General features: G+C 53.2%; 6 protein-coding genes. All 6 read right to left on the minus strand.

Annotated features, from left to right (window positions below):
- Positions 1–17 precede the first annotated feature (17 nt).
- Positions 18–1895 (minus strand): hypothetical protein, encoded by a 1878-nt coding sequence (locus tag QZ311_RS07815; protein WP_297066349.1) that lies wholly within the window; start codon positions 1893–1895, stop codon positions 18–20.
- Positions 1892–4435: a hypothetical protein gene (locus QZ311_RS07820; RefSeq protein WP_297066352.1), complete on the minus strand. Its 2544-nt coding sequence runs from the start codon at positions 4433–4435 to the stop codon at positions 1892–1894. The genes QZ311_RS07815 and QZ311_RS07820 overlap by 4 nt, the downstream gene beginning before the upstream one ends.
- Before the next feature lie 270 nt (positions 4436–4705).
- Positions 4706–5794: a DUF4831 family protein gene (locus QZ311_RS07825; RefSeq protein WP_297066355.1), complete on the minus strand. Its 1089-nt coding sequence runs from the start codon at positions 5792–5794 to the stop codon at positions 4706–4708.
- A gap of 63 nt (positions 5795–5857) precedes the next feature.
- Positions 5858–7375, minus strand: a complete 1518-nt coding sequence (locus QZ311_RS07830) for an NAD(P)H-hydrate dehydratase (RefSeq protein ID WP_297066358.1) — start codon at positions 7373–7375, stop codon at positions 5858–5860.
- Positions 7376–7673: 298 nt separating this feature from the next.
- Positions 7674–9464, minus strand: coding sequence for a RagB/SusD family nutrient uptake outer membrane protein (locus QZ311_RS07835; RefSeq protein WP_297066361.1), 1791 nt, complete (start codon positions 9462–9464; stop codon positions 7674–7676).
- A gap of 23 nt (positions 9465–9487) precedes the next feature.
- Positions 9488–12541, minus strand: a complete 3054-nt coding sequence (locus QZ311_RS07840) for a TonB-dependent receptor (RefSeq protein ID WP_297066364.1) — start codon at positions 12539–12541, stop codon at positions 9488–9490.
- Positions 12542–12621 lie beyond the last annotated feature (80 nt).

The raw sequence follows: 12621 nt of genomic DNA on the forward strand, positions 1-12621 counted from the left end.
TCGCAACGTAACGGGCTCTACCGTGTGCAACGGTCAAGTATGGCATTGAGAGTCCTGTCGTCAAACCTGAATGGCGATGCAAGGCGTGTCGTGGCATGGATATAGAGAGCGATGGCGCGGGTCATAAGCATGTCGTCATGACAACCGCGCGAGGCGGAATAAGAGCCATCGGGATGCGCCTCATACTGCAGAAGTTCGTCGCAGGCAGCCGACGAATGCTCGACATAGCCACGGTCACGCACACAGGCGACAAGGTTAGCTATGATGGCAGGCTTGGTGCGCATGTTGGTGTGGAAACCTACAGTCTGCGCCACTCCGTCGTTGCCTCCGGGGCGAAAATAGAGATTCGGATAGCGGGCCGAAAGAGTGTCGAGGATATAGCGCCCCTCGCCTTCCGAGGAACTTTCCCAAGAATTGCTCTCGACCACCAGCAGTGCGTCGCCATAATAGCGGCCAATGGCCTCTGCCTTGCGTGCAAGCAGGTCATGGTCGATATGCCCGCGCCACTGGGCCACAATTTCAGGCAACGCACTCTCCGAGTCGCTATGACGGTCAAGAACGCAGATGACCGAGAAATCCGCGTCACGCGTGCGACCACCGATATCGACACAGACTATATAGTCACCGCACGGGCGCGGATGTCGCCACAGCTCACACTCCCCGTCGAGCGAAGGGACAAACCTCGGCGCGACGCATAGCGACGTGTCACCGCAATCGGACATCACGACCTCTCCCCTTTCACCCTTCAGGCGGCATCCGTCGCGCAGAGCCTCCACATCCTCCGAGCTGAACACACTGCGGACAGTCGATGAAAAAGCCTCGGCAGGTGTGGTCGGATACTCGGCCATCATCGAACGGTGGTCGGAGAAAGCCATGCGCTTCTCATGATACCACTTTATCGCTTCCAGCGTGCAGCCGTGGGCAGACCACAACCGACGCTCGTAGTCATCCATCGAATCCCACAGTGCATCGGGATCTGTGACCTCACTGCGGTTAATCTCGATTTCGTGCCAAGGGACGAAAAACGGAATCTTATCGCTCGCCCCCGGAGTGTTGGCTCTCAGCCATTCGCGATGGAAAAAGTTGCCGACTCCGTTGGCCGTACTCTCCATAGCGATGAACGACAGCGGCTTTGAGGCTATGCCCGAAGTGACAGAACGCATGAGGTCGGCCGGACTGTGGCGCGGAGAATCCTTCCAGAAAGCCACCTCGCTGAGATGGGCAAGCGCACAGTCAAGACCGCGCGTCGCCTCCTGATTCTCGCTCGAACAGACTGTCACCTTGCATTCGCGTCCCGGAATGAGACGAGTGTTCGACATCCGTTCGAATGGCCTGAACTCAGGACGCACATCCTCATCCCAATAATCCGAGGGATAGCGGGCGAGGAGCTTGCTGTACATTCCGCGTATTGTGGCCGCCGTATCCTTGACATGGGCACATATAAGAGAATTCCAATTACGGCAATGGACTATCTGAATCCATGCGAAATAAATCTGGATAAGTGTCGAACCGCCCCATTGCCGAGCCTTAAGCATAATCAGACGAAGCGGACGTCCGGCCCGACGCTCGGTCTCAAGGAGGCTGACGAGCCTGCGCTGCGGACGGTTGAGGCGGAATGGAATATCGGCCGAAGTCATCTTGTCGGTTATCACCACGCAGCTGACAGCCCAGAAAGGGAAATCATATCTGAAACGCAAGCGCGCGAAATCTGTCTCATTGACCGCCACACCGAGCCGAGGGTCAGAAAGCATGTCGGCCGGGAGATAGTATGTCTTGCCGTTGAAGCAATAGGGACGGCGCTCGGGGTCGGATTCATCGCCAATAACCGGGTCAGGGACAGGCAGCAAGGCGGCATTACGACGGGAATTCTCAAGAAGTATATCGCGTGGTATCATTGCAGGATAAAATTCTTTACATTAAGATTTATCGACAAAATGAGATTGTGGCTGTGGCAGGCGAAAACACTCAGAGGCGGCAGATGAACCACTTCTCCGCTCAACTCCCACGAGGTCAGAAGATTCGAGCGCGTGACACCCATACCGTTGTCAGCCCGGATTTCGACAGTCCCACCTGTAATTTCACCGAACACAGGAATCTCGAATCCATATATTCCGGGAGTGGACGACGGCGATGCCACGGATGAGCGATAGGCGATATCGACATACGCATCAGTCCGTGAAGCCGACAGATTATAGAGCCGTCCGCTATCATCGGTAGCCCATATACACTGACCATCGTCAAGGAGCGATGACAATAACGGAAATGAACGTGAGTAGAGCATACGGCCTTTATCGTCATGGACAACCGCATCAGGAAAAAGAGGAGATAGATTGTCGCCTTCCGCAAGCATGAAGTTTTCAGGACAAGGCTTTTCATGGCCGTAGAAGCATATAAGCTCGTCTCTTACCGAATCACGGGCGAGCCTTTCGGCACAGACAAAGGAGCGCAGAGTCACGACACTCTGGCCTGTAATCCTCACAAGGTCGTCGCCGGCCAGCACGGCAACCGAGTTTCCGCCAAGACTGCACACGGAATCACTACTACCGACTACGCGCGTGTCAAGAGTGCGCGCAGTCAGACGGCTACGCGTGGAATTAGCCGTGACAGACTGCACTCCATTTTTCCCGAAAAGGTAGAAACGCGCACTGCCGGCATCCCATCCCCCTGTCGAACCAGACACAGCCATGAGTGCCACAGGGCGCGATTCAGATGTCTGCGTGACGGCAAGAGGACGAAGCGGCTGAGAGACAGAAGCAAGGACAACAGTCGATGGCAGCGGACGCTGTCGCGATGCCCCGGCCGGAAGAATAAAGGCCGGCCTGTCGCGGATCATCACGACAGGCAAACCGTCGTCGGCAAGCCAATAGGCAAAACGTCCCGACGGGTCGGGGCGGAGCTCGACACGGAGAAAATAACGCTCATAGAAAAGCTCCATCCTCACTGCGTCGGCCGACGGGTATGTCAGCAACGGCGACAGTGCTCCAAGCCGGAAAGAACTGACAGTGGCGCTACGGACACAACTGCTGCCATCGGCAAAAACAATCTTTACGGCCACTGGCACAGCCTCCGGAAAGTCATCGCCGGGCGAGGGATTTGCAATGACAAAGCCACATGGAAGCCACCCTCTAAAACGCATTGCTGAAACTCCGGCATAGGCAATGCTGTCGCCACCGATATCGGCCACTCCGGCACACAGACAATGAGGAATATCAACCGAAGCCATTACCGATTCGTCCTGACCAAGCGGCGTATGGGAAACAGCCAGAAGCCGACGAAGGTCGGACAGCTCTGAGTCAAGCCCCGGCGAAGGAGTGCGGACCGGCCGACTTATGCCCTGCCACTCACAGGCAGAAGAGTCAAAACCGAAAGTGGCACATGGCCTGAGACTCTCGCTCAGGGAGGCAAGGACTGCTTCGGTCAGGGAACGCAGACGCGAGCCTTCGCCTCCAAGAGCCGAAACCGCATCATTGAGGCCGGGCAATCCGACATGGAGCGAGCCGGAAGTAGCCGAGAAAGAGCCGAAACGATGGGGAGCATTATCCGTACTGTCAAATGGATGAAGCTGCGGGCTGACCGACAAGACTACACGGCTGACCGTCTCAAGCCATTGCCCCGAAAGAGGAATGCAAGGCTTCAGACGCAGCGTGAACGCAGAAGCCGTCATCCGCTCAACGGAGATTGTCGAGAAACCTGTACCGCCCAACAGAAAATCGACTCCAAGAAGCTGCTGACCGTCAGGTGGCATGACCATTACGGGCGCTGAGACATATAACAGCTCTCCGTTGTGGCCGACGAGGCTGTAGCGGGCAATGACAGGCTGAAAATAGACCTGACGCTGCATGGCGGCCTCTGCTATCGAGCGATAGGCATCACCGACGAGACGACCCACAGTCCGGGTGTCGGCAGCAGAGAGCTGAGAGGAGCGCGAGGTGTATGCGCCACGGAGTTCCACGCCACCGACCGTGACACTCAGCGGAGATTCATCGTTGCGGACAAGCGCAAAAGGCTCAGGCATATCGGCTGCAGAATGCCAAGTCCAGCCGTCGTCGGTATCAGCCTGTAGCCACATCGGAGCTTCGTCAGCACCCATAAGAACCAGATAGCGCCCGGCACAACTGACAATGCCCGACGGTCGGCCCGGTGCATCGGGAAGCATCACCGAGCGAGTGCCGTCGTGACAGACCAAGCGGCCATCATATTCCATCGCAAGCCATTTTCGGCCATCAGGACTGTCTATACGGCCTCCGGGAAGCAGGCGCAGCCCCGGCATAGGCAGGTCGAGGGGAATCTCGGCAGGAGGGCCGACCGCTTCAAGACCGGTGCGACGGAGCGGAGGGCGGAGGTTATGGCAGATTTCTGTTTCACGCCGTGTCAAAGCTCCGGCCGGGAAACGGATAGCAGCCCGGCTCTTGCCTTTCATTCGTCTGAAATTCATAGAATTAAGATAGTAACGAGTGTGTTTAAGGGTTAAAGTGTGAATAATCAGGAGAGATAAGGGACAAAGTTTAGAGTAAGGGGGACAGGATAAGAAAGAATAGGGAAGATTGTGCAAATTTACTATCACCCGACATCGGAAAGGTGCGATTATACAAACCGGTATATAAAAAACGGCATCGGAGACATCTGTTGACAGACATCTCCAATACCGTTCTTTGAGGATGGTCGAATATCCTCTTATGTCTTCTCCGGACTTAAATCGCCGGAATCAATTTGTTGTGCCCAGTTCGCGGACCGCGCCGGTGAGAGGATTGAAATGCAGATAGGCGGGCTGACGCTTGTCGGTAAAGAGGCTTGGGTCGAGACCGAAAACCACACCATATTGTGCGACATCAAACTCCTTATTGACCAAGGTCTTGTCGTCGAAACTCAACGACACTGACGCTGACCCCGGAATACGGTAGGCGACTCCTCCCTTGGGGAAAGACTTGGCAACGCCCTTGTCATTGACCGGCAGTTCGCCACGTGTCACAGGCTTAATCTCCATATAGATAGGATCGCCCGACAGGTCAGAGGCATCGACAAGCCCCTCGGCAGCCGAAAGACGGGCCACGACTATACGCTCCGGCTCACCCTCTTCAGGGACGTAGACGGTGAATGTGCGTACTTCGACAGACTTCTGGACAGTCCCGAGAAACATTGCGGTCAAAGCCTCCTCCTGTCCTGAAAGCTGGTCGAGAGCCAGTTTCATGGCAGCACCGTCAGACGGCATGGCATCCGCCTGCCCCGATATGATTTCGTTACGGTTGTTGCGAAGTTCATAAATTTTATCGGCCGCAAGTTCAGCCTTTTTAGCCGATGAACGGCTCTGAATCATTTCGGGGGTGACAGCCTGCTGTGCGATAGGCTTCTGGAGCACTGTGGGCGCGGGCGCTACTGCTTTCGGCAGTTCTGTCAGTTCAACCGCCGCCTCGTAAGCCTCATCGTTTATCGAAAGAGGGAAATTACTGTCGCTCACCATCATGAACGTACCGTTGCCGCCCTTGAATGTGGCAAGATAGCGCTCCTCCTCGTCGGCTATAGCCACGGGATTGACGACAGCCTCTGTGATGTGCCACGAAGTGGACGGCTTCATGATTGGCTCTGTGCTCAGATACTTGCGGGCATACTGATAAAACTCGCCGGGAGTGTTGACAGTCTTCTCGACGGCTATCGTAACTTCGAAAGCTGTCAGCGGAAGAGTGTAGATTAGGCCATACTCGCTCGCCTTTGTGGCTGTCAGCTTCGACGATGTCTGTGCCACGGACGGAATTGCAGCCAAAGCGCCCAGCAGCAATATAGACAATAACTTTCTCATAATGATATCGAAAAGTTTTTAACCTTTTAAACTCTTTATTTTAAACTCTTAAATTCTAAAAACCTACACCTGCATGATGGCTTTTATAGCCTTGCCCACACAGGAAGCGATGTCGCCCGAAAGCGAACCGTATTCACCCTCGACATGTGCGGCGATATCGCCGGCAAGACCGTGGATGTAGACCGCAGCCGTGGCCGCTATCTCCGACTTGTAGCCCTGAGCGAGCAGTGAGGTGATGATGCCGGTCAACACATCGCCGCTTCCGGCTGTAGCCATAGCCGCCGAGCCTGTCGAATTGAAAAAGACTTTGCCGTCAGGACGGACGGTGGCGCTGTAACGGCCTTTAAGCACAATTATCACCTTATATTTATGTGACACTTCGAGCGCTCTGAGCAGACGGGTCTCGGACGAAGCCTGCGAACCGAATATGCGGTCAAACTCGCCGGCATGAGGTGTGAGAATCGAGCCGGGAGCGATGTGGTCCATGAGCGCGGGAGTGCGGGAGATGATGTTGAGGGCATCAGCGTCGAACACCATCGGCCGTTTTATGGTCTTTATGAGTGTCTCAAGCGCGCCACGGGTGGCATCGTTCGTGCCTATGCCCGGCCCTACACCGATAGCGGTGAAGTTGACACGCGGAGTCATGTCGGAAATCACGTTCTCATTACGGTCAGGGATATAAAGAGCCTCGGGCACTGCCGTCTGGAGCACATTGAAACCGCAGCGTGGAGCATGGACGGTCAGTTTGCCCACACCGGCACGCAAAGCTCCGCGCGCGGCAAGCACAGCTGCGCCCATCATGCCGTAGCATCCGGTGAAGAGCAGCGCATGGCCGAAATCAGCCTTCGAACAGAAATCGGGACGGCGTTTGAGCACACGTCTGACATCATCTTTCTCTATAAAGAAATATTTCGTAGGGGTCTGCTCGATGGCACGTCGGCTCAGACCGATGTCGACCACCTTCCATTGCCCGACAATGGGAGCATTGTCGCTCAGGAAAAACGCGAGCCGCGGGAACTGCACGGCGACAGTGAGGTCGGCATGGACGACATTGCGCGCAAGAATGCGCGAATTCCAGTCGCCATACATGCCTGAAGGTATATCAATCGACACGACGGTCGCTCCTGATTCATTGATGTAGCGCGCCATAGCCATATAGCCTCCCTCAAGGGGATTGCGCAGGCCTGTGCCGAAAAGACCGTCGATGACGAGATGGTCGGATGTAAGTGTCGGGATGTGGGAAGTATGCACAATCTCAGTCATGGCCACATTGCCGATGCTGAGAAGTTCGTCGCGACATGCCCGGCAGTCAGGCGAAAGCGAATCGCCCTTCACATTGATAAGCACGACATGGGGATTGAAACCGGCCTCTATCAGCATTTTGGCCACAATAAGCGCGTCAGCGCCGTTATTCCCCGCACCGGCAAAAACCATGGTGGGTTTCGACGGACTCCAACGGCTGAGAATCTCATTGACCACCCCTTCGGCCACACGGTGAATCAGCTCCATCGAGCTGACACCTTCCTCCTCGATAGTCACGCGGTCAATGTTTCGTATATGTTCAGTGCTAAAAATCTTCATAATCAATCAAAAAGAATTGCCCACGCAAAATTACAAAGATTTCGCCAATAAACATTATTATAAGCATAGATTAATCCAAAAAGTAGCCCGATCGGGATAAAAAACAGTGTGCATGCCATCGGTCGACGGCATGCACACAAAGGGTCACGGTAGTCAAATTCTAAAGGCAGGTTCAGGCCTTTAGGTGTGTCTCAATCGTGTTTCAGTGCAACAAGAATCATATCAATTCACTTAATATTACATGACATAGCTCTTAATATTTACATTTTGCGATTCAGAGACACTATCGTGAACTGAATCAATATCCGGGATTAATGAACAGCGCACCTGTGGAGATCACGTCTGTATAATTGCTCGGAATCGGACGCAGGGCGTATTCAGGCTTGAAGTAACCGGCAAGTTCGGGGAATGTTGACTGAAGATAGCTTGCATCCTTGTACATACCGGTGCGCTTAAGGTCGAAGAAGCGTGTGAACTCACCGCAAAGCTCGCGGCCACGTTCGTCAAGGACAGTGCGGATTGTAGCCGCTCCCGACAGAGGAGCTGCACCGGCACGCTGACGCACCTTGTTGATATAGCCCATAGCCTGTCCGCCACCGTTGAGGACGATGTCGTATTCGGCAGCAATCAGATAAATCTCGGCCATACGCATCGGCATCACTCCGTTGAGATTTCCGTTGCGCATCTTGCTTGCATTGGCCACAAAGTAATTGGAGCTTGCATGCTTGTTGAGCGACGGATAGTAATAGCGGTAGTGGTTTTCACCTTCGCCGGCGGTCATGATGATACCCTTCTTGGAATCGTCATACACGTCCTTATAGTCGATAAGAAGATGATTCGATGTACCCTTGGCAGCTACTTCCGACGCATAATTTGCATCCTGCGGCATCACGAAGCGGATTGCGAGATCACCGACATTGATCTTATCACCTACTTTTGAGGCATTCTTGCCGTAGCGTGAAGCATCGCCGTCGGTCCAGCTATACTCCTGATTTGCCGTCCACTCAGTGATGAAAAGCTTGTGGAAACGGGGGTCAAGCGTACCGTTGTCCTGCACATAGAGGCTGAGCAGGTGCTGAGTCGGCATGAAGTCGCCCTGCACACCGCCGTCCCATGCAAGACGTACAGCCTGATTATCGATTCTCGCGCCGAAGTGGTTGAGCTGACAGAGGAAGTGCTCGTCGTTGCGGTTTGTACGGTAGTTACCGTTGCTTGAACCGTGGGTCTTGCCGCCGAAGACGGTGTACTTCCAGAGAGCCTCCTTGTTTGACTTGTTGTTGGCCTCTTTGAACACATCGTCGAAATCTGCATACATGTATGTCATGTAGTCAGCTCCGCCGTTTTCACAGTCAGCTATAAGTTTCTTGGCCACATCGAAGCCTTCCTGAAGGAATTCAGTGGTGTCATATTGACGGGTCGCAAGACATGCCTTTGCAAGATAGCCGAGAGCGGATTTCTTGGTAGGATTGGCATCAGCGTCATAATTTCCGACCGGAAGCCATTCGGCTGCAAAACGCAAGTCAGGAATAATCACATCGCGATAAATCTCAAGCACGTCTGTGCGCGCAGGCGAATAGTTGTTGGCCTTTTGCACGGCTGTCAGTTTCACGACACCGCCAAACATTTCAACGAGATTGTAGTAGTAGACGGCACGGAGGAAATGTGCCTCGGCCACTTTGGCATTGCGCTCTGCGTCTGTCGCAAACGAGCAGTTGGGAGCAGTCTCGATAGCAAGGTTGCAAGCACCGATACCGTCGTATGCGGCGTTCCACAATGCGTTTGTGAAAGTCTGGTTGGGCGCGCCTGCAAAGAACTTGAACACATTGTCGTTCTGGCCCATCTGATTGGTCTTGGCAGTCCAGAGGTCGGTATTACCCTCCATGAAGCCCATGAAATCAATGCCGTTGTAGAACTGGCGTTCGAGACCGAAGTAGCACTGGTTGATGAGTGTTTCGTAACCGGCAGGAGTCGTGCCGAGGTTTTCAAGGGTAAAACCGCCGGGGTTTACCTCATCGAGTGAACAGGACTGCATCAGGAGTGTCGCACTCACTCCACAGGCCCAAAGTATATTTGAGAATTTACGTTTCATTGTATTAATTTCGTTTTATGGGATTAGAGTGTGAGGTTGATACCGAATACAAACTGCTTGTATGTCGGGAATGCATCCGAACCGCCGGTCTCAGGGTCAGTACCCTTGAGCTTGCTGTCATTGACAATGATGCAGGGATTGTAAGCGGTTCCATATACGCGGAGGCGTTCGATGAGGGCCTTGCGGGTCAGCTTCTGCGGCAGTGTGTAGCCGAGAGTGATGTTCTTAATCTTGGCAAACGAACCATCAACTACGCGGAGAGCCGGATAGAACTTGCTCTGTTTGCTTCCTGTGCCGGGGCGAGGATAGTAAGCGCCCTGATTGCTCTCTGTCCAGTAGTCTGTGCCGGCAAGCTGGTTCTTGGTACGTGAATCTTCTGCTGTGTAGTAGCCGAGGAGGTCGCTGCTGATTGTCTGACCGAAGCGACCCATCATGAATACAGAGAGGTCGAATCCTTTATACTGGAAGGTGTTGTTAAGACCGAGAATCCAGTTGGGGTTCTGATGACCGAGAATCTGACGGTCATTGTCGCCATAGGCGTGTACACCACCGTCGCCATCTTTCTCAATGGTTTCAATCTTGAGGAAACCGGGTTCAACACCAAGTTTCTTCATGAGCTCAGGGTCATCGTTAGTGCCCCAGATACCGGCATATTTCCAGCTGTAGATAGTCTTGATCGGGTGGCCTTCGAAAAGGTTTTCGTTGATGAGGTCACCGCCGGGAAGCGATTTGATTTTTTCCTTGCTCCAAGTCGCGGTGAAAGTAGTCGACCAGCTGAAATCCTTGGTCACGATGTTGCGGCTGTTGATTGTAAGCTCGACGCCATGGTTTTCTGTGCGTGCGAGGTTCTGCCAGCTCGAAAGGGGTGAGCCCCAGCCGGTGAGACCGTCGGTGATGGGCACTGTGCGCTTGTAGAGAAGGCCCTTGGTGTCTGTCTTGAACCATTCGATTGATCCGTCGATGCGGCTGTTGAGCACGCCGAAGTCAAGGCCGACGTTCCAGTTGTATGATTTCTCCCAGCCGAGATTGCTACCGGCAAACGTACCTGTGTACTGTGCGAACTGAACGGGAACGCCACCCACGGTCACACCGGCGTTGGGATAGAGATATGCCTGACTCTGGGTTACGTAAGCACCTGTACCGCCTGAGTTACCGGTGACACCGTAGCTCACGCGAAGTTTTGCATTGTCAAGCCAGTTGCGTGTATCTTCCATGAAGCTTTCCTCTGAGATGCGCCATGCGACAGCGCCTGCGGGGAACGAATCCCACTTGCTGCCTTCAGAGAACCAGCTGACACCGTCCCAGCGGTTAGAGAACGTCAGGAGATAGCGGCCTTTGTAGTTGTAGTTGACACGGAACGCATACGACATTTTCTGTGTGCGGGAATAGTCGGAATATGTGTAAGGGCTTGTCGAACCTGACAGAAGACGGTGATACTGCCATGAGTCAACGAGGAAGCCGCCGCTGCCGGCGATAGTCTGCTCGTTTGTGTTCTTATTATAAGATGTGATGAACTGAGCGCCGAACGAATGGTCCTTGATGTCGGCATTGTATGAGAGGATGTTTTCCCAAGTATATGCCCAGCCGTTGCTGTGAGTCTTCTGTGCGTAGGGTGATGAAGCATACGAAGGCTGGTTTGCGTTTGCCTGACTGCCCCAGTACTGGCCGAGACGGCTGTCAGAGAGGGTTGTGCTGATTTGAGAGCGGAGTTTCAGGCCGGTAATCGGAGTAAGCTCAAGATAACCGATTGAGTTGATATAGGTCGATTTTGTATTGTTGGCATACTGATTCTCGATAAAGTCACCCATCGGAGAATACTGACCGTTTATATACTCGTGGTTAAGTTTTCCGTTTTCGTCATAAGCATCACCAAGAGGGAACGATGTGAGAGACTTTGTATAAGTATTCTTCACACCTCGGTTACGGTCTGAATAAGTGAGGTTGCTTGTGAAACCGATTGTAGCATACTTGTTGATTTCCTGATCGATGTTGAGACGTAGAGTGTAGCGGTTGATATTGTCGTTCTCAAGCAGGCCTTCTTCCTTCGCATAAGATGTCGAAGCAAAGATGCGGGTCTTCTGTGTGCCGCCGCTTACAGAAAGCGCATATTTCTGAGTGGTCGCACGATGGCCCGAAACGAGGTCGACCCAGTCAATCCATTTGCCCTGATTGTAGGCATCGGTGTAGATCGGATTGCCAAGCAGAGTGCTCATATCCGAGGGATAGTTTCCGGTTGTGTACTTGTAGGCTTCGCTCTGATAAGCTACCCATTCGTCACCGATCATGCCATGCTTGTAGTTGGCGTCGCCGCTGAATCCATAGTAGGCGTCGAAGTTGACCACAGCCTTGCCTTCCTCTCCTCGCTTGGTAGTGATGATGATCACACCGTTCGCACCGGCTGAACCGTAGATAGCTGTCGAGGATGCGTCCTTGAGAATATCAATCGACTCGATATCGCTCGGATTCACCTGATTATAGCTGCCGGGGAGACCGTCAATGATGAAAAGTGGCTCGTTGCTGCCGTAAATCGAACGCGAACCACGCAGGAGGATGCTGACATCGCTGCCTACCTCACCGCTGCTCTTAGTGATGTCCATACCGGCCACCTTGCCTGAAAGGGCTTCCATCACATTGTTTGTCGGAGCTACGACAACATCCGAATTTTTCATCGAACTGACAGCTCCTGTGAGGTCTTTACGCTTCACTGTACCGTAGCCGATAACTACTACCTCATCAAGCATCTCTCGGTTTTCCCTGAGAGTAACATTGATGACGCTCTTGCCCGCAACCGGGACTTCTTCTGTGACATAACCGACATAGCTGATGACGAGCACTGCATTGTCGGCAATGTTGTTTAAGGCAAAATTACCGTCTATATCGGTGACTGTGCCCATTTTGGTGCCTTGAACCGCTACGTTCGCACCGATTACCGCTTCACCGGCTTCGTCAATGACCGTGCCGGTGACAGATTTTGTCTGGGCAGTGGCCACAAGTGCCATCACTGCCAGAATCAGAGTCAGAATATTTCGGCTGAAGCCTTTTATCCCCTCTGATTTTAACATCTTTCTGTTTTCCATGATGTAATAATGAGTGGTATAAATAAATAATTAATTACAATGACTTTTCAAAGGTATCGTGAGGTTTCTATTACGATAAT

It is taken from the genome of uncultured Duncaniella sp., from assembly GCF_910578445.1.
GTDB lineage: Bacteria > Bacteroidota > Bacteroidia > Bacteroidales > Muribaculaceae > Duncaniella.

Coding starts and splice junctions, on each gene's coding strand:
- QZ311_RS07815 (WP_297066349.1), bottom strand. CDS start 1,895: ATGATACCACGCGATATACTTCTTGAGAATTCCCGTCGTAATGCCGCC.
- QZ311_RS07820 (WP_297066352.1), bottom strand. CDS start 4,435: ATGAATTTCAGACGAATGAAAGGCAAGAGCCGGGCTGCTATCCGTTTC.
- QZ311_RS07825 (WP_297066355.1), bottom strand. CDS start 5,794: ATGAGAAAGTTATTGTCTATATTGCTGCTGGGCGCTTTGGCTGCAATT.
- QZ311_RS07830 (WP_297066358.1), bottom strand. CDS start 7,375: ATGAAGATTTTTAGCACTGAACATATACGAAACATTGACCGCGTGACT.
- QZ311_RS07835 (WP_297066361.1), bottom strand. CDS start 9,464: ATGAAACGTAAATTCTCAAATATACTTTGGGCCTGTGGAGTGAGTGCG.
- QZ311_RS07840 (WP_297066364.1), bottom strand. CDS start 12,541: ATGGAAAACAGAAAGATGTTAAAATCAGAGGGGATAAAAGGCTTCAGC.